Raw genomic sequence first — 18,634 nt, 5'->3', positions numbered from 1 at the left:
AGATTACCCCTCAGGTTGATGTGTCACTGTTAATGCACGGTGGCGGAATGATGGGTAGCGGGCGCGCAGATGCTGGTTTCCGGCAGACGGTGCTCGCGCAGTAAGTGCAGGGTTTCAATCCTGAAGCGCAGCAGGTGCCGCTCAGCGATCTGCTGCATCTGTTCGCACAGCGACGAATCGGCCAAGAGTTGCTCGATAGCGACTCGGGCCTGATGAACATGCAGCTCGACGCCGCGCAGAGGCTTCTGCCGCAGGCGCAGATGGGTGATGTTGTTGAACGTGACGATCAGCGCGGCAAGGGCAGACTCGAAAATATTCAGCGCTTCAAATCTGGCGGTATAGTCCGCATTCAGCCAAGGCTTCTCGGCGATGATCGCCTGAGCCCCCTCCAGCGCCTGTTGATAGCTGGTCATCGCCTGGCGATCGTGCCGCTGATTAAACGCCGTGTTGCCCTCGGCGATCAGCGTCTCCCAGGCGGCAAACAAAGGTAATGAGTGCAGCAGTTTCTCAGCCATGAAATGCCTTCCATTTTAGCCTGTCTTCATCCGCCGCCTGACGCCTCTCGCCAGGGGCACTCGCGTCTTACCATTAATCAATAAATGATAATGATAATTAATTGCATTTGAGATCGCAAGCGTGGCGCATGGCTGACTGTGCAAAGGGAGGGTAAGCGTGGTAGCAGGGGAAAAGAGGAAGCAAAATGCGGCTGACGGGCAGCCGCATTGACGGGGCACTTTAGTGCAGCATAAACCAGCCGGCGGGCAGCGTGGCCACCAGCAGCAGTAAGATACTGCCTTTTTCCAGGCGATTCAGCAGATTGATATCCTGATGGCCGCGACGGGCGTACATGAACACCAACAGGCCCGGCGCATACAGCAGCACCGACATCAGCAGGTGCATCAGACCGGAAGCGTACAGCAGCCACAAACCATAGACGCAGGCGCCGGTGGCGGCGAAGATCAGGCGTTTGTCGCGGCGGCGGTAAGCCACCTTGAACAGAAATGCGCCGACCAGGAAGTAAGGCACCAGGATCATTTCCGACGCGATGGTCAACAGCGAGTTGTAGTTGCTACCGGTCAGCCAGATCAGCACCAGCGCCAGCTGCACCGCGATGTTGGTCAGCCACAGCGAAGACGCTGGGGCGTGATGGCGGTTCTGCTTGCCGAACACGCGCGGAAACGCGCCGTGCTGTGCGGCCAGCAGCGGCACTTCCGCCGCCATGATGGTCCAGCTGAGGTAGGCGCCGCACACGGAGATGATAAGACCGGCGGCGATGATCACGTCTCCCCACGGGCCAATCAGTTCCACCATCAGCACCGCCATCGACGGATTGCGCATGTCGGCCAGTTCGCTGCGTGGCACCACGCCCAGCGACAGCAAGGTGACCATCAGGTACACCGCCAGCGCCGACAGCACTGCCAGCATGGTGGCGCGGCCCACGTCTTTCTTATTGCGGGCGCGAGCAGAAACCACCACGGCGCCTTCCACGCCGATAAACACCCACAGGGTGATCAGCATGGTATCCTTGACCTGTTCCCACACCGGCTTGCCGAGGGCGACACCTTTGAAATCCAGCGTGAACACGTCCATTTTGAAGGCGATCGCCGCCAAAACGGCGAACATCCCCAATGGCAGCAGCTTGGCGAGGGTGGCCGCCAAGTTAATGCTGGCGGCAGTTTGCACGCCGCGCAGTACCAACGCGTGCACGATCCACAGCAGGGCGGATTCGGCGATCAGCGCCTGCCAGGTATTGCCGTCACCGAGAATCACGTTGCCGCCGCGATCGGTGAAAATACTCAGCGCCGCAAACACGATCACCAGATACGAGACGTTGGCGATCACGGCGCACAGCCAGTAACCCCAGGCGGAGCAGAAGCTCATCAGCTCGCCGAATCCTTCTTTGGCGTAGGTGAAGATGCCGCCGTCCAGATCCGGGCGCAGACGCGTAAGCAACAGCATGGCGAACGCCAAAAACAGAATGCCGACGCCGGTGATCCCCCAACCCAGCAGCAACGCGGCGGGGCTGGCGACCTGCGCCATGTTTTGCGGCAGACTGAACACGCCGGCGCCCAGCATCGAGCTGAGCACCAAAGCGGTTAGCGCGGTAAGACCGAGTTTTTTTTCCAATGACGGATCCTGAACGCAGAATAAACAACTGGAAGGGAACTGCTTGGCGGCAACAATGTGTTAACAACCACTGCGCGAATAGACAATAGCCCTAAAAATTGGCGCAAATTCTACGGAGGGATGATTAGAGATGCAATGATTGAATATGCGGAATTTACAAAAAACTATTCAACGAGCGGCGAAAAGAACGGCAATAAAAACGGGCAGCTCAAGGGCTGCCCGATGGTAAACCGAAAAGCGGGTTTTATTTGAACAGATCGGCGCTGACGGTCAGGTTGCCGCCGCTCTTGTTCTGCCATTGGCGAGTGACGTGATAGTACTTGGCGCCTTTCTCGGCCGCGCGTTTCGCCACTTCGGTGGACACGTCGGTCATGCTGTTGAAGTGGCCGGTGAAGGTGACGGAATCGAACGGCACCATCTGCGCGGCGGTCACGTTGTTCACTTCCTGGATCTTGGTGCCGTTAGGCAGCGTGACGGTATAGCGCTGGCCGGTAGAGGACTGCGTTTCGAAGAAACGGCCCACTTCGCGGCTTGGCGAACCGGAAGACGCGACGCCAGGGATTTCGACTTTCGCGGCTGCGGCACCACCGGCGGCCAGTGCGGCGCGGCCGGCGTCAGAATCAGCCGGGATAGCGTCCGGGCTCTGCACGCGGCGTTTCGGCGCATCGGCCTTATAGATGTACGCGGTGACGAACTGGTTGCCGCCGGAGTTGGCGTCAACCTGGCGCACGATGAAGAACGAGGCGGCGCCTTTTTTCTGCGCTTCTTTGGAGATGGCGTCGTTGATGTCCGGCTGGCTGCGGTAGAAACCGCTGACGCTCACGGTATCGTAAGGCTCCAGCAGGTAGGCTTCCTCTTTAGGCAGTTCATTCACGCCGTTAAATACGCGGTATTTTGGTGTTTTGCTCACTTCTGGCGCATCTTTATGATAAAGGTCTGCGGTGACGCGCCAGTTGCCGCCGTTGTTGCTGTTGTTGCTGTCCTGGATATAGAAGGAATCGGCACCCAGTTTGTCTGCACGGCGGGATACGGCGTCGACGGCTTCATTGATGGCATTGAAGCGGCCGGTAATCGTGATGCGATCAAACGGCTTCAGCGCCGCTGCTTTCTCAGGAGTTAACTCTTGCGCCGCATGAGCAGACAGCGCGGTGAGTGATAACAAGGCTGACGCGATGATCGTGGTCTTCAGCTTCATAAAAAATCCTTTCGCCTAGCGCATTAACGTTTATAACGTACTGAACTGTTTAAGTGTAATTCAGCCGTCGATTATTACATGTAATTCTGAAAACTGTCTCAGCATTTTATGTTATCCCGTGCGACAAATCGCTTACGGTGACGCGGGCCGCACGGATGGCGCCATCATCATAAGTTTCCATAATAAAGGCTTTGGTGTCATTAATGTTAATTATTCACAAAATGATAACTTTTATGCTTTTTCGCCGCGCGTGGCCATCAATCGTTACGCCGGGCGTAAACCTCTTGTCACGCAGAATGTGCTGTTCTGTATGGATTTTTTCACAGTAAATTGCGATTTGTCATATCACGCGCGGCATTTTTATGTAAAAACAGAGCTGAATGCGTAAGCAATTATGGATCATCGACCTTATTTTCAGTAGGTTATAGTTGGCGTCTGAAATCAGTGCGGGCAAGTTAACGCCTTGCTCGCCGGTGGCGTCGTGCTATGGGCAGGAAAATAATAAACATCATCCAAGACAGGTGAGAAGGGAACATTATGCGTATTGGTGTACCAAGAGAGCGGTTGGCCAATGAAGCCCGGGTCGCAGCCACGCCGAAAACGGTGGAACAACTGCTGAAGCTGGGTTTTACCGTCGCGATTGAACGCGGGGCGGGCAAACTGGCCAGTTTTGACGACGTCGCCTACGAAGCCGCCGGTGCGGCGCTGGTCGACGAAAACGAAGTGTGGCAGTCGGATCTGATCCTGAAAGTCAACGCGCCGCAAGACGACGAGATAGCCTTGATGCGCGAAGGCAGCACGCTGGTCAGCTTTATCTGGCCGGCGCAAAACCCCGAGCTGATGGCCAAGCTGGCGGCGCGCAACGTCACCGCGCTGGCGATGGATTCGGTGCCGCGCATCTCGCGCGCCCAGTCGATGGATGCGCTGAGCTCGATGGCCAACATCGCCGGCTACCGCGCGATCGTCGAAGCGGCGCATGAGTTCGGCCGCTTCTTCACCGGCCAGATCACCGCCGCCGGCAAAGTGCCGCCGGCTAAGGTGATGATCATCGGCGCCGGCGTGGCCGGCCTGGCGGCGATCGGCGCTGCGGGCAGCCTCGGCGCCATCGTGCGTGCCTTCGACACCCGCCCGGAAGTGAAAGAGCAGGTGCAGAGCATGGGCGCGGAATTCCTCGAGCTGGATTTTGAAGAGGAAGCGGGCAGCGGCGACGGTTACGCCAAAGTGATGTCCGAAGCCTTTATCAAGGCCGAGATGGCGCTGTTTGCCGCACAGGCGGCGGAGGTTGATATCATCGTCACCACCGCGCTGATCCCAGGCAAACCGGCGCCGAAGCTCATCACCAAAGAGATGGTGGCGTCGATGAAGCCGGGCAGCGTGATCGTCGATCTGGCGGCGCAAACCGGCGGCAACTGCGAACTGACCGTGGCCGACACCATTACCGTGACCGACAACGGCGTGAAAATCATCGGCTATACCGACCTGCCGAGCCGCTTGCCGACCCAATCTTCGCAGCTGTACGGCACCAACCTGGTCAACCTGTTGAAGCTGCTATCGAAAGAGAAAAACGGCGAGATCGACATCGATTTCGACGATACGGTGATCCGCGGCGTTACCGTGGTGCGCAGCGGTGAAGTCACCTGGCCAGCGCCGCCAATCCAGGTCTCCGCCCAGCTGAAAGCGGCACCTGCCGCTGCACCGGTCGCCAAACCCGAAGCCAAACCGACCTCGCCGTGGCTGAAGTACGGCCTGATGGCCCTGGCGATCCTGCTGTTCGGCTGGCTGGCGGACGCGGCGCCGAAAGAGTTCTTGTCGCACTTTACCGTGTTCGCGCTGGCCTGCGTGGTCGGTTACTACGTGGTCTGGAACGTCAGCCATGCGCTGCATACTCCGTTGATGTCGGTCACCAACGCGATATCAGGGATTATCGTGGTCGGTGCGCTGCTGCAAATTGGCCACGGCGGCTGGGTGAGTTTCCTCTCCTTTATCGCCGTGCTGATCGCCAGCATCAACATTTTTGGTGGATTCACCGTCACTCAGCGCATGCTGAAGATGTTCCGCAAGAACTAAGGGGTAACAAATGTCTGGAGGATTGGTTACAGCTGCATACATTGTTGCCGCTATTTTGTTTATTTTCAGCCTGGCGGGCCTGTCGCGTCATGAAACGTCGAAGCAGGGCAACCTGTTCGGCGTCGCCGGTATGGCGATCGCGCTGATCGCCACCATTCTGGGGCCGGATTCCGGCAACGTCGGCTGGATCATCATCGCCATGATCATCGGCGGTTCGATCGGCGTCTATCTGGCGAAGAAGGTCGAGATGACCGAAATGCCGGAACTGGTGGCGGTGCTGCACAGCTTCGTTGGCCTGGCCGCGGTGCTGGTCGGTTTCAATAGCTACCTGGATCACGGCGCGCCGATGGAACCGGTGATGGCGAATATCCATCTGACCGAAGTGTTCCTCGGCATCTTTATCGGTGCGGTGACCTTCACCGGGTCGATCGTCGCCTTCGGTAAGCTGCGCGGCATCATCTCTTCCAAGCCGCTGATGCTGCCGAATCGCCACAAGCTGAACCTGGCGGCGCTGGTGATCTCGTTCCTGCTGCTGGTGGCGTTCGTGCGCGCCGACAGCGTGGGCTGGCAGGTGGTGACGCTGCTGCTGATGACGGCGATCGCGCTGGCGTTCGGCTGGCATCTGGTTGCCTCGATCGGCGGCGCCGACATGCCGGTGGTGGTGTCGATGCTCAACTCTTACTCAGGGTGGGCCGCGGCCGCGGCGGGCTTCATGCTGAGCAACGATCTGCTGATCGTCACCGGCGCGCTGGTGGGCTCTTCGGGGGCTATCCTGTCTTACATCATGTGTAAGGCGATGAACCGTTCGTTTATCAGCGTGATCGCCGGCGGTTTCGGCAGTGACGGTTCATCCACCGGCGATGCCGAAGAGATGGGCGAATACCGTGAAACCACGGCGGAAGAGGTGGCCGAGCAGTTGAAGAACTCCATCTCGGTGATCATCACCCCGGGTTACGGCATGGCGGTGGCACAGGCGCAATATCCGGTGGCGGAAATCACCGAGAAACTGCGGGCGCGCGGCGTGAAGGTCCGTTTCGGTATTCACCCGGTCGCCGGGCGCTTGCCGGGCCACATGAACGTGCTGCTGGCGGAGGCGAAGGTGCCGTACGATGTGGTGCTGGAGATGGATGAAATCAACGAAGATTTCCCGGATACCGACACCGTGCTGGTGATCGGCGCCAACGACACGGTGAACCCGGCGGCGCTGGAAGATCCGCGCAGCCCGATCGCTGGCATGCCGGTACTGGAAGTGTGGAAAGCGCAGAACGTGATCGCGTTCAAACGGTCGATGAACACCGGCTACGCCGGCGTGCAGAACCCGCTGTTCTTCAAGGAGAACACTCAGATGCTGTTTGGCGACGCCAAAGACAGCGTGGAAGCGATTCTGCGGGCGTTGCAGAAGTAAAATTGGGCAACCAAAGAAAAACGGGCCGCTTAGCGGCCCGTTTTTTATACGCGAAGCTTAATCTTCGTCGTCGTGTTCGTCGTCTTCATCCGCTTCGATCGGGCAGTTGAAGTTTTCCGGTTTAATCACCAGCAGGTCGCATTTCAGATGATCGATCACATGTTCCGCGGTGTTGCCGATAAAGGCGGCTGAAATGCCGGTGCGGCCCAGGGTGCCCAGCACCACCACGCCGGCCTGCAGGTGTTCGGCCAGATCGGGGATCACCTCTTCCGGCAGGCCTTTTTCTACGTGGGTGAACTCTTCCTTAATGCAGAATTTCTGCCGCAGCGCCTTCATGGCGATCAGGTGCTGGCCGCGAATGGCGTCGTTGTAGACGCTCGGGTCGAAGTCGGGCAGTTCGATGGCGATGTTGATCGGCGTGACGGGATAGGCGCCGACCAGGTGAACCTCGGTCTGGTTGACGTTTTGCGCCAGTTCGACGGTTTCTTGCACCAGTTTGATATTGAGCGGGTCGTGATAGGGTTCTTCGCTGGCCAGGTTGACCGCCACCAGCGCTTTGCCGCCTTCCGGCCAGGGCTGGTCTTTCACCATCCACACCGGGCAAGGGCATTTGCGCAGCAGGTGCCAGTCGGTGGGGGTAAAGATCACCGACTCCAACCGGTCGTGCTGGTGCGCCATTTTCAGCAGCAGGTCATGTTGGCCAGAAAGCACTTCCTGAATGATGGCTTCGAAGGGGCGGTTATGCCAGACCACTTTGATTTCGATCGGCACGCCGTCGTTGAGGTAGAAGCGGCACTGTTCATTGATCCAGGCGGCGCGTTGGCTGATCACACCTTGCCGCATCGCCGTTCTTTCGTCCGGGGAGAGCAGGGTCGTCATTTCGTAAGAGAAGTCGTAAATGGGCAGGAAGGCTTTGATGCGCCCGCCGTTCCGTTTTACCAGGTACACGGCGCGGCGCAATGCCGGCTGATCGTCCTGATTGGGGTCAATAGCCACCAGAAGATTCTGATACTTCGCCATAGGGCCTCCTTACAGCTGAAATCAACAGTCTGTTAATTTACAGAGTAACCCAACATTGAAAAACAGAACAACAACAGAAGCGTGCCGGATCAACAATTTCGGGGAAATGTTGATCCGGCAGGGGGATCAGGCGTTGACGGTCACGTTGATACGTGGCGTTCCGGCCAGCACCGACAGGGCGTCGGCATTTTCGATGGTGATGTATTTGCCTTTCACGCTGAGAATTTCGCTTTTCTGGAAGCGGCCCAGCAGGCGGCTGATGGTTTCCACCGTCAGGCCGAGGTAGTTGCCGATGTCGCCGCGGGTCATGGTCAACCGGAACTCGCGTGGTGAGAAACCGCGCTCCGCGAAGCGGCGCGACAGGTTGTAAACGAACGCCGCCAGGCGCTCTTCGGCGTTTTTCTTCGACAGTAGCAGGATCATGTCCTGATCGCCTTTGATCTCGCCGCTCATCAGCCGCATGATCTGCTGACGCAGGTTGGGCATTTTGCCGGACAGATCGTCGAGGGTCTCGAACGGGATCTCGCACACCATCGAGGTTTCCAGCGCCTGGGCGAAGCTCGGGTGCTTCAGGCCGCCGATGGCATCGAAGCCCACCAGGTCACCCGCCAGGTGGAAACCGGTGATTTGCTCGTCGCCTTGCTCGGTGATGGTGTAGCTTTTGATGGTCCCGGAACGGATCGCGTACAGCGATTTCAGCTCGTCGCCGGCCTTGAACAGGGTCTGGCCTTTCTGGATGGGCTTTTTCCTCTCGATAATGTTGTCGAGCTGGTCCAGCTCGTGAGCATTAAGGGTGAAAGGAATGCACAGCTGGCTGATGCTGCAGTCCTGGCAATGGATCGCACAACCACCAGACTGGATACGACGAATCACGCGTTTTTCCGGGATCATAGATTACGCTCATTCAATAATTGATATGAGTCAATTTTAACATCTTTTGCTGCAGCTGATAAGGGTGGCATTAGCATGAATAGGGGTATTGTGTGCGAATTTTGCGCACACATGCCGCCGATTATTCTGTATGGGACTGAAGTTATGAGTATTATTTGTGACTTATGCGTTTTATTCACACAAGCTATTAATAGTACCCAAGTGGGCACGCGCGCGGCGTAGAGCAATGTGTTTTATTAAGCAGCGCCAAACAATGGCGCTGGATAGGTGGCTACAGCAAATTTTTCGGCAGGTAGCCTTCGTGCTGCAGCAGCCACTGCTTGCGTTGTACGCCGCCGGCATAGCCGGTCAGCGCGCCCTGCGAACCGATCACTCGGTGGCAGGGCACCACGATGCTGATCGGATTTGAACCGTTGGCCATGCCGACCGCGCGCGAGGCGGTCGGACGGCCGATGCGTTGCGCCAGTTGGCCGTAGGTCAGGATCTCGCCGCAGGGGATTTGGCGCAGCTGTTGCCACACGGTGCGTTGGAACTCGGTGCCGGCAGTCATCACCGGCAACCGATCGATAATGCTCAGTTCACCGGCGAAATAGCGCTGCATGGCGTCGGTCAGCCCGCTGGGATCGCGCTGTTCGCGCAGGGTGAAGCGATCGGCGCGGTAGTGGGTATTCAGCAGCTTCATGAGGCGCGCTTCGTGATCGGTCCAGTCAATCGCCCGCAGGCGCCCCTGTTCATCGGCAATCAGCACCAGTTCACCCACCGGCGTAGCGGTACGATCAATCAAAAAAGTCTGCATCTGGATCACTCCTCGGTTTAGTGTGGGGATTATCGCATGAAACGGAGGGAGACGATGGCGGATTTCGGACATGTTGATGGGCAACCGCAGGGTTACCCAAATAGGCGGCTCAGGGGAAGCCAGGGAGTCATTGTTCGACGAATTTATAAAATAAATTTATAAGTTATCAAGACAAGTTGTTTCTTGTTTATTATTTCATCAAGCATTGACACATTGGGGTTACTTATAGCTGATGGTCACACGCTTTAAATAGGGATTGTTATTCACCATTTCACTGGTGACGGCAGAGACTAATTCTTTTGGCATCTCTTTTAACGAAGAAGAAATATACCCGTTCTGATATTCCGTTACTTTGCCGAAACAGTTGGAGATAAGCTGTTCATCCTGATGTGTGATGGCGCAGGTTGGCGTAGTAATGGCGCCGGTGAAGCGCACGACGCCGGAGGCGACCTGGCTTCCGGAAAGCGGTTTTGCTTGCAGAGCGAAGGGCAGAATGACCAATGTGCTTAATACGGCTAAGTAATGGTTCATACGCTGTTCCTCTTAGAGTAAAGAATGCTGCCAATTAAAAACAAGCATGCTTGTTTTCATTAAATAAGCTATTTCGTGTGGCGAAATAAAAACGAATGGGCAAAATTCCTACTGCCTTCATTCAATGGGTTTGATAATAGGGAGGTAGGGTGAGCAAAACCATGATTTGGATCATAGTGAAGACCGGTTAATGGTTTCCGGTGCGGGCAGGGTAAAAGGCTGTGATCGTTCTCTCAGGAAAGCGGGGAATGGCGGGATGTTTTCGCCCCCGTGGTGTAACGGCAGGAACCGGGGGCGAGAGCGGGCTTACAGCATGCCGCTGCTGCCGCAGATGCGGATCTTTTCCGCTACCACTTCTTTCATCGCCAGCTTGCCGGGGACGATGTATTTGCGCGGATCGTTAGCATCCGGGTGCTGCGAAAAGTAGCTTTTTACCGCATCGGCGAAGGCGATTTTCAGTTCGGTAGCGACGTTGACCTTGCAGACGCCGAGCGAAATCGCGCGCTTGACCATCGCTTCCGGAATGCCGGAGGCGCCGTGCAGCACCAGGGGCACGTCCACCTGTTCGCGGATCAGCGCCAGGCGCTCGAAGTCCAGCTTCGGCTCGCCGTGATACAGGCCGTGGGCGGAACCGATCGCCACCGCCAGCGAATCGATGCCGGTGGCGGCGACAAACTCGCGTGCCGCCATCGGGTCGGTATAGAAGCTGTCCGCGGTATCGACGATCAGATCGTCTTCCTGCCCGCCCAGGCGGCCCAGCTCCGCCTCCACGCTGGCGCCATAGCGGTGGCACAGGGCCACTGCGGCGGCCACCTTGGCGATGTTCTGCTCGAACGGCAGATGGGAACCGTCGATCATCACCGAGCGGATACCGCTTTTCACCTTGTGCTCGATGTCGTCCAGCTCTTCGTGATGATCCAGATGCAGCGCCAGCGGCAAATCGTAGCGGTGCGCGGCCGATTGGCAAATGCCGATCAGGTAGTCGGTGCCGGCGTAGCTGAAGGTGCCGGGCGTGCCGGCCATGATCACCGGTGAGTGCAGCTCGGCGGCGGTCTCCGCCACCACCTGCACGGTTTCCAGATTGTGGACGTTAAACGCCGGAACGGCGTAACCCTGGCGCTGTGCCTTGAGCAGCATTTCTCGATTGGCTATCAGATACATGGGATCTCCTTACAACTCAGGGGAGGGAAAACGGTAAATCGTCACGCCTTTCACCACCCGGTTGACCTCGCCGGTCGGGCAAGGGTTGTCCGGGGTCAGCCCCAGCGCCAGTGAACTCTCGAAGGCCAGCATCTGGGTGAACAGCAGATACGGGAACAGCAGCCAGATATCGTCAGCCGCGTCGTGCATATTCAGCAGAGCGTCGGACAGGGGTTGGCGTTCGCCGGTCAATCCGACCAACTGCATCGCCAGCCCGTCGCGCTGCAGCTCGTTCCACAGATCGCGGTCATACTGGCGGGCGTAGTCGTCGTGGGAGAACATCAGCACCACCAACGTCTGGCCGTCGACCATGAATTTCGGGCCGTGGCGCAGGCCGAGCGGCGAGTCGTAGCGTGTAACGATGCGGCCGGCGGTCAGCTCCAGCATCTTAAGTGAGGCCTCTTCGGCGAGGCCGGTAAAGCAGCTGCCGCCGAGGGTGATGTAGCGGCGGAAGCCGCTGGCGGCCAGCGCTTTCACCTGCGCCTGCAGCGTTTCACGCAGTTCTCGGCAGCGCTGCACCATGGCACTCAGCGGTGCCTGGGCGGCCTCGAGCGACGTTGGGCCGAGCAGCAGCGCGGCGCTCAGCATCATGCAGCTGAAGCTGGAGGTCATGGCGAAGCTCTGATCGTTGGAACCTTGCGGCATCACCAGCGAACAGACGTTGTCACGCCGATGCGCGTACTGCGCCAGCCGGCTGTCCGGGTTGCACACCAGCATCAGGTGATAGCTTTCCGGCAGCAGCTGGTCGGCCAGCTCCACCGTCGCCACGCTTTCGGGGCTGTTGCCCGAGCGGGCGAAAGAGACCAGCAGCGTCGGCCGATCAGGGTCGAGATACTGCAGCGGGTTGGCGACGATATCGGTGGTGCCGTAGGCTACCACGTCGCGGCCGGTGCGTTCGCGCAGCCAGGGCGCCAGGGCACGGCCGGCAAATGCCGAACTGCCGGCGCCGCACAGGACGATCTGCAGGCGCGGATTGGCCAGCAGCGGCGCCAGGAACGGCTGCCACTGCGCCTGTTGATCCTGCAGCTGCCGGTGCAGCGCTGCCCACAGATCCGGCTGTTGCCAAATTTCTGCGGCGGTGTGCCAGGCGTTGCGCTGCTTCAGCCAATCCGCCTCGTAAGAGAAATACGCGTTCATGATGACAGCTCCTTAAAAAGCCTCGGTTAACGGTCGGCGATAATCACGTCGATCCCTAAATGGTGCAGCGCCTGCAGGTAGTGCGCCGGAATGCGGCTGTCGGTGACCAGACGGTGGATCTGACCGATTTCGCGGATCATGCAAAAACTGGTGCGGCCGAATTTGCTGGCGTCGGCGATGGCGATCACTTCACGCGCCACCTCGCACATCACGCGGTTCAGCTGCGCTTCGCCCGGATCCGGCGTGGTGATGCCGCTCGTGAGATCGAAACCGTCGACGCCGAGAAACAGCTTGTCGAACCGGTATTGGCGCAGCTGCTGTTCGGCGGCAGGGCCGTAAAGCGACCAGGCTTTGCGGCGCACGCTGCCCCCGACCACCATCAGATCGATCTGCTCGTTGCTGGCTAATTCGAAGGCGATGTTGAGCGCGTTGGTCATCACCACCAGATCCTTTTTCCCCGCCAACTGCGGCGCCATCTGGCTGGTGGTGGAGCCGGAGTCGAGGATGACGGCGTCGCCGTCTTCAATCAGCGCCGCGGCCGCGCAGGCGATGACGTGTTTTACGTCGCGATTGAGGCGGCCCTTGTCCTGCAATGGGCGGTCGAAGGCGAACTGTTTGTTCAACATAGCGCCGCCGTAGGCGCGCACCGCGCAGCCGTGTTTTTCCAGCTGGCGCAGATCGCTGCGGATGGTGACGCTGGACACCGAAAACTGCTGGCTGAGCTGCTCCACGCGCACTGTGCCCTCGCGGCACAGCTGGTCGATAATTAATTCCCGGCGTTTTGCGGTATTGATCATTAACGCAGACTCCTGATTTACCTGTAGCCGTGCCCGACCGCGGCTTAATAAGCCGCAGCGATACCGACCGGAGCGCTTTCAGTTGTTCGTGGCGAATTACAGCAAACGAAACACTGAAATGCAATCGATTAATTTTAAAATATCTATATCTATCAGATGGTTATATTTAATTTTGCTTTCAGTTTAATGCCAACCGAAAGCGGTGTTAACGCAAAGTGAAAACGGCAAATTCGTTATTTTTCAGTCGCCAATTCCCGGCATTTAATTATTCAGCCCGTCGAGGCCGAAAGCCGCAACGATCGCTCGACAACCGCCGGGCTTTCACTGTTTTTTTATGCCGGCGCGCGTAAAAGCGCCGCGCCGCGTACGCCGCTGCTGTCACCGTGCACCGGCGGGAACACCGCCGCCGGTTCCACGCCCGGCAGCAGCCAGCGCCGCATCGCCGGCGGCAACAGCCGGTAAAGCTCGCCGACGTTGGACAAGCCACCGCCCAGCACGAAGGCATCAACATCCAGCAGCAGCTGTAAGCCGGCCAGCGCGCTGGCCAGAATGTCGACGTAAATCGTCATCAGCCGATGCGCGAGCGCATCACCGGCACGATAGCTGGCGACCAGCGCTGGCACGTCGGCGGCCGGATGGGCGAAATGGCGGCTCAGCGCCAGCAGTCCGCTGCCGGAGACGTAGCGCTCAAAGCAGCCGGTCAGCCCGCAGTTGCAGCCGAACAGCGGCAGATCGTAACGCTGCGCCAACTGGGCCGAGATCGGCATATGGCCCCATTCACCCGCCACGCCGCTGCGTCCCTTATGCAGTTGCCGGTTCACCACCAGGCCACCGCCGGCGCCGGTGCCGATGATGGCGCCGAACACCAGCGGCAGGTGTGCGGTTTGCGGCGTACTGGCTTCCGACAGCGCGAAACAGCGGCAATCGTTCTCGATGGCGATCGGCCGCGCCAGCGCCCGCGTTAAATCATCCGCCAGGCAATGCCCGGTCAGGCAGGGCACGTTGACCGCCAGCTGGCGGCGGCTGACGGGATCGGTGATCCCCGGTAAACCGATGCCGATGCTGCCGCGCGTATGCAGTTCGCGATCCGCCTGCTCGACCAGCCCGGCGATGCAGGCCACGAATTCGCCGTAATCTCTGGTAGGGGTGCGCACCCGCTGGATCAGCACCTGATTGAGCCGGCGATCGTAAGCGGCCATTTCAATCTTGGTGCCGCCGATGTCGAAGCCGTAACGCATCTCTGTCGTGGCCATGCTTCAGGCTCCGTTCAGGGCGATCACCGCCGCTTCACGGCGTGCGCGTTCGGCGGCGAACACCATCAGGTGGCTCTCCAGCGCTTCGGCCGGGCCGGCCAGCACCTGGCTCGGATCGTTGGCGCGAATGGCCGCGATAAAGTGCTGCATCAGGTAGTAGTCGCCGCCGCCGTGGCCGCCCATCGCGTGCAGATCCTGGCCGGCGTCGGTGTCGTAATGCGTTTCGCCGTCGTCGAGGAACGAGGTGATGCGGATATGGCGGCCGTCGCCTTCCAGGCAGCCGCGGCTGCCGAAGATGCGGGTGTGGCGATCTTCGTGGCGAGTGAAGGCCGTCATGGTGAACGACGCAGTGCGGCCGCCGGCGAACTGCATGTTGACCACCTGATGGTCGACCACGTTATTGTCGCAGCGGTAGACGCAGCGGCCGTAGGGCCCGTCGCGCAGCGCCGCCCGCAGCGTCGTCTGGTCGGGTTCCGGCGTCAGCACCCGCAGAAAACCGGGCGTGGCCTTGTGATCGTCGCCCAGATAGATGCGTTTGGCGGAATAGGGACAGGCTGCCTCCACTGCGCAATCCAGGCAGTTGTCCGCCGCGCCGGCCGGTTGGTTTTCCCGGCGGAAGTGGTGCAGGTTGCCGAAGGAGCTGACCTGTTCGCAGGGCTGTTCCATCACGTAGCGGATCCAGTCGATGTCGTGGCAGGATTTCTGCAACAGCATAAACGCGGCCTGTTGATCGTTGCGCCAGTTGCCGCGCACGAAGGAGTGCGCCTGATGCCAGTAGCCAACCGGTTCTAAGTGTTGCAGGCTGACGATGTCGCCGATCGCGCCGTCGCGCAGCAGCTGTTTGAGCTTTTGGGTATAGCGGGTATAGCGCAGCACGTGGCCGACTGAGAAGATCAGCTTTTGGCGCACGACCTCGGCGACGATGGCCCGGCACTCGTCGGCGTCCGGCGACAGCGGTTTTTCCAGCAGCATGGCGTAGCCCTGACGGGCGAAGGCCAGCGCCGGCTCTAGGTGCATCTGATCCTGAGTGCAGATCAGCACCGCGTCGGCCAGCTTGCCGGCGTCGGCGGCCTGGCGCCAGTCGGTGAAGACGTTTTCCGGCGCGATGGCGTGCTGCACCACGAACGGCTCGCGGTAGGCATCGCGCGGTTCCGCCACCGCCACCACCTGCATCAAATCGGGGTGCGCCAGCGCATAGCGCGAGTAGATTTCACCGCGCGCACCGGCGCCGACGACCAGCACTCGCACCGGGCGCTGGGCAACGTTGTTGGGTTGTGTTGACGACATTGCTGATACTCCGCTGTTGTTATTTGAGGTTTTGGCCGCTGAGCTCGTCGAACAAATGCGCGCGCGTCAGATCGAATGCCAGATGAATGCTTTCGCCGAGGCGCGGCTCCCAGTCCGGCAGCGACGCCATGCGCAGCACGAAGCGCAGGTCAGCCAGTTCGCAGTGCAGCAACTCTTCGTTGCCCATGCGCTCGATGGTGACGATCTGCGCCGGGAAACAGTTGGCGCTGCCGGGCGCACACAGCCGCAGGGACTCCGGCCGGATGCCGAGACACACCCGCGCATGCGGGTAGTCGGCCAACTGCCGTTGCAGCGCCGGCGGCAGATCGAGCTGGTGCTGCAGGCCGATACGCAGCCGCACCGTTTGGCCGTCGCGCACGATCGCCAGATCGTGCAAATTCATCGACGGGCTGCCGATAAACTCGGCGACGAAACGGTTGGCGGGGTGGTGGTACAGATTGATCGGTTTATCCACCTGCATGATGGCGCCGCGATTCATCACGCAAATGCGATCGCCCATGGTCATCGCTTCGACCTGATCGTGGGTGACGTACACCATGGTGGCGGCGGCGCCTTCCTGCTTCAGCTGGTTGTGCAGTTCGATCAGCTGTACGCGCATCGACACTCGCAGCTTGGCGTCGAGGTTGGACAGCGGCTCATCGAACAGGAACACCTTGGGCTTGCGCACGATGGCTCGGCCGACCGCCACCCGCTGGCACTGGCCGCCGGAGAGCTGGCCCGGCTTACGCTGCAGCAGGTTGGTGATCTCCAGTTTTTCCGCCGCGTCGCGCACCCGGCGGTCGATCTCGGCCTTGCTCTCTTTGCCGATCAGGCCGAACGCCATGTTCTTGTACACCGTCATGTGCGGGTACAGCGCATAGTTCTGGAACACCATGGCGATGCCGCGATCCTTCGGCATGCTGTCGTTGACGCAGCGATCGTGGATCAGGATCTGCCCCTCGCTGACGCTCTCCAGCCCGGCGATCATCCGCAGCAGGGTAGACTTGGCGCAGCCGGACGGGCCGACGAACACCATAAATTCCCCGTCTTCAATTTCCAGATCGACGCCGTGCAGCGCGTGGAAACCGTTGGGGTAGACTTTTTTAACGCTGTTTAACTGAATTCCGGCCATGTCGTTTACCTTGTCTGCGCGTTAGCCTTTCACCCCGGCGCTGGCGATGCCCTGGATGAAATAGCGTTGGAAAATAATGAACAGCATCAACATCGGGATCACCGCCATCAGCGCCCCGGCCATCAGCAACGGGTATTCCACCCCGGCGCGGCTGGAGAGCGAGGCGAGGCCAACCGGCAGCGTCAGCTTCTCGGTGGTGGTATTGACGATCAGCGGCCACATCAGGTTGTTCCAGCTCCACAGGCCATTGATGATGACGCAGGCGATAATGCCTGGCCGGATCAGCGGCAGCATGATGCGCCAGAAGATGGCGAAGTAGCTGTAGCCGTCGATCAAAGCCGCTTCTTCCATTTCCTTCGGTACCGCCAGGAAGAACTGGCGCAGCAGGAAGGTGGCGTAAACGCTGAAAATGCCCGGCAGCACCAACCCGGTGATGCTGTTGACCAGCCCCAGCTTCTGTACCACCAGGAATTGCGGGATCAGAAATGCCTGACCGGGCACCATCAGGATCGACACGCATACCAGAAACACCGCGTCACGGCCGCGAAAATGCAGGCGCGAGAAGCCATAGGCGGCCAGGGTAGCGATCGCCATCTGCAGGGTGACGGTGAAGAAAGTCGCCAGCAGCGAGTTGAGGTAAAAGCCGGCGAACGGGATTTCGTGCATCACCCGACCGTAGGCCTGCAGGCTAGGGTGCGCCGGCAGCAGCGTCAGCGGGATCTGAATGCTCTCGGCCTGGGTTTTCAGCGAGGTCACCAGCATCCAGATAAAGGGCACCACCGAGGCCAGCGCCGCCAGCCCCATAAACAGGTACACCAGCGTTTTCTTGCTTGCGTTCATGTGCAGCTCCTCAGCTGACTTTCAGGCGCTTGCCGATCGCCATTTGAATCAGGGTGATCACCAGCGTGACGGCGAACAGCACCACGGTGATGGCGGAAGCGTAGCCTTTTTCCTGCAGGTAAAACGCGTACTTGTAGAACAGGTTGGTGACGGTCATCACGTCGTTTTCCACCAGCGCGCGGTCGAACATCAGGAACACCACGTCGAAGATTTGCAGGATCTCGATAAAGCTCATCACCGACACGAAAAACAGCGTCGGCACCATCATCGGCAACGTGATACAGAAGAAGCGGCGCAGGGTGCCGATGCCGTCGATATCCGCCGCCTCGTATAGCTGGCGCGGAATGCTCTGCAGCCCGGCCAGCAAAATGATGATCTTCAGCGCCAGCGACGACCAGATGATGATGATGGACACGCTGATGCGCACCACGTCCGGATCGGACAGCCAGGCGACCGGCGCAATGTGCAGCAGGCCCAGCGCCTGGTTGATCAGGCCGAAATCCTTGTTGAACAGCCATTGCCACACCATGGCCACCGCCGCAGGCATGGTGACCGCCGGCAGGAACAGCAGGGTGCGCAGCAGGCCTTTGCCACGGATGTTCTGATTGAGGCCGATCGCCAGCAGCAGCGACAGGCTCAGGCTGATCGGCACGCACACCACCACGTAGAACAAGGTGTTGGCGGCGGCGGTGTAGAAGTCGTCGTCTTCGAACAGGTTGAGATAGTTATCGACGCTGATGCTGCTCCAGCGCATGAACTGGTTCAGATCGGTAAAGCTGTAAAAAATGTTTTGCAAAAAGGGGATCAGGTAAAACACCGTCACCCCCAACAACAGCGGCAGGATCATCACCCAGCCCCAGAAGCGTTCGGCGCGTTCGAGCCGATTGAGCGCGGGGCGGGCGGTGCGCCGGGATGGTTTCAGGGTGACCGTAGCCGTTTCTGCCAGCGACATGTTG

At 59.3% G+C, this 18,634-nt stretch carries 18 protein-coding genes; 3 read left to right on the top strand and 15 right to left on the bottom strand.

The features are described 5' to 3' along the window. Window positions 1-29 precede the first annotated feature (29 nt). The 3 genes from ACJ8J4_RS03720 to ydgH all read right to left on the bottom strand — a co-directional run bounded on the left by ACJ8J4_RS03720 (window position 30) and on the right by ydgH (window position 3,322). Window positions 30-515, bottom strand: coding sequence for a hypothetical protein (locus ACJ8J4_RS03720; protein WP_264383564.1), 486 nt, complete (start codon window positions 513-515; stop codon window positions 30-32). A 220-nt stretch (window positions 516-735) separates the two neighbouring features. Further along, entirely contained in the window at window positions 736-2,127 is a 1,392-nt protein-coding gene (locus ACJ8J4_RS03715) for an amino acid permease (RefSeq protein WP_264383563.1), read from the bottom strand. 244 nt (window positions 2,128-2,371) lie between these two features. After that, window positions 2,372-3,322, bottom strand: a complete 951-nt coding sequence (ydgH, locus tag ACJ8J4_RS03710; protein WP_025302966.1) for a DUF1471 family protein YdgH — start codon at window positions 3,320-3,322, stop codon at window positions 2,372-2,374. Between the two features lie 118 nt (window positions 3,323-3,440). On the opposite strand from ydgH, the gene ACJ8J4_RS03705 reads away from it, so the two are divergent. From ACJ8J4_RS03705 to pntB, 3 genes are all read left to right on the top strand, one after another. Then, complete coding sequence (locus ACJ8J4_RS03705; RefSeq protein WP_127145956.1) at window positions 3,441-3,710, top strand: hypothetical protein; 270 nt, start codon at window positions 3,441-3,443, stop codon at window positions 3,708-3,710. A gap of 149 nt (window positions 3,711-3,859) precedes the next feature. Beyond that, on the top strand, window positions 3,860-5,389 hold the full coding sequence (pntA, locus tag ACJ8J4_RS03700; RefSeq protein WP_264383562.1) for a Re/Si-specific NAD(P)(+) transhydrogenase subunit alpha: 1,530 nt from the start codon (window positions 3,860-3,862) through the stop codon (window positions 5,387-5,389). A 10-nt stretch (window positions 5,390-5,399) separates the two neighbouring features. Then, window positions 5,400-6,794 carry a Re/Si-specific NAD(P)(+) transhydrogenase subunit beta gene (gene pntB / locus ACJ8J4_RS03695; RefSeq protein WP_264383561.1) on the top strand — a complete coding sequence of 465 codons (1,395 nt, stop codon included), beginning with the start codon at window positions 5,400-5,402 and terminating at the stop codon, window positions 6,792-6,794. Window positions 6,795-6,851: 57 nt separating this feature from the next. Here the strand turns inward: pntB and uspE are convergent, their stop codons facing one another. The 12 genes from uspE to ACJ8J4_RS03635 all read right to left on the bottom strand — a co-directional run bounded on the left by uspE (window position 6,852) and on the right by ACJ8J4_RS03635 (window position 18,630). Then, the gene (uspE, locus tag ACJ8J4_RS03690; protein WP_004938281.1) at window positions 6,852-7,814 is read right to left on the bottom strand and encodes a universal stress protein UspE; all 963 of its coding nucleotides are present in this window, start codon (window positions 7,812-7,814) and stop codon (window positions 6,852-6,854) included. 126 nt (window positions 7,815-7,940) lie between these two features. Next, window positions 7,941-8,705, bottom strand: coding sequence for an FNR family transcription factor (locus ACJ8J4_RS03685; RefSeq protein ID WP_004938278.1), 765 nt, complete (start codon window positions 8,703-8,705; stop codon window positions 7,941-7,943). 271 nt (window positions 8,706-8,976) lie between these two features. After that, window positions 8,977-9,501, bottom strand: a complete 525-nt coding sequence (gene ogt, locus ACJ8J4_RS03680) for a methylated-DNA--[protein]-cysteine S-methyltransferase (RefSeq protein ID WP_025302963.1) — start codon at window positions 9,499-9,501, stop codon at window positions 8,977-8,979. Window positions 9,502-9,720: 219 nt separating this feature from the next. Continuing rightward, a complete protein-coding gene (locus ACJ8J4_RS03675) occupies window positions 9,721-10,032 on the bottom strand; it encodes a hypothetical protein (RefSeq protein WP_025302962.1) in 312 nt (103 codons plus the stop codon). A 306-nt stretch (window positions 10,033-10,338) separates the two neighbouring features. Further along, window positions 10,339-11,193 carry a tagatose bisphosphate family class II aldolase gene (locus ACJ8J4_RS03670; RefSeq protein ID WP_197824039.1) on the bottom strand — a complete coding sequence of 285 codons (855 nt, stop codon included), beginning with the start codon at window positions 11,191-11,193 and terminating at the stop codon, window positions 10,339-10,341. A 9-nt stretch (window positions 11,194-11,202) separates the two neighbouring features. Further along, a complete protein-coding gene (locus ACJ8J4_RS03665; protein ID WP_043144075.1) occupies window positions 11,203-12,369 on the bottom strand; it encodes an SIS domain-containing protein in 1,167 nt (388 codons plus the stop codon). Window positions 12,370-12,395: 26 nt separating this feature from the next. Then, a complete protein-coding gene (gene agaR, locus ACJ8J4_RS03660; protein WP_025302959.1) occupies window positions 12,396-13,166 on the bottom strand; it encodes a transcriptional repressor AgaR in 771 nt (256 codons plus the stop codon). Between the two features lie 332 nt (window positions 13,167-13,498). Beyond that, window positions 13,499-14,404: an ROK family protein gene (locus ACJ8J4_RS03655; protein WP_049207688.1), complete on the bottom strand. Its 906-nt coding sequence runs from the start codon at window positions 14,402-14,404 to the stop codon at window positions 13,499-13,501. A gap of 18 nt (window positions 14,405-14,422) precedes the next feature. Beyond that, complete coding sequence (locus tag ACJ8J4_RS03650; RefSeq protein ID WP_043143427.1) at window positions 14,423-15,706, bottom strand: Gfo/Idh/MocA family protein; 1,284 nt, start codon at window positions 15,704-15,706, stop codon at window positions 14,423-14,425. Between the two features lie 19 nt (window positions 15,707-15,725). Further along, on the bottom strand, window positions 15,726-16,838 hold the full coding sequence (locus ACJ8J4_RS03645; RefSeq protein WP_025302956.1) for an ABC transporter ATP-binding protein: 1,113 nt from the start codon (window positions 16,836-16,838) through the stop codon (window positions 15,726-15,728). 21 nt (window positions 16,839-16,859) lie between these two features. Further along, window positions 16,860-17,678 carry a carbohydrate ABC transporter permease gene (locus tag ACJ8J4_RS03640; RefSeq protein WP_004938251.1) on the bottom strand — a complete coding sequence of 273 codons (819 nt, stop codon included), beginning with the start codon at window positions 17,676-17,678 and terminating at the stop codon, window positions 16,860-16,862. 10 nt (window positions 17,679-17,688) lie between these two features. Beyond that, window positions 17,689-18,630: a carbohydrate ABC transporter permease gene (locus ACJ8J4_RS03635; protein ID WP_025302955.1), complete on the bottom strand. Its 942-nt coding sequence runs from the start codon at window positions 18,628-18,630 to the stop codon at window positions 17,689-17,691. Window positions 18,631-18,634 lie beyond the last annotated feature (4 nt).

This window comes from Serratia sp. CY47280 (assembly GCF_052168655.1).
In the GTDB taxonomy this organism is placed as follows: domain Bacteria; phylum Pseudomonadota; class Gammaproteobacteria; order Enterobacterales; family Enterobacteriaceae; genus Serratia; species Serratia bockelmannii.
This window is presented reverse-complemented; position numbering and strand designations above follow the sequence as displayed.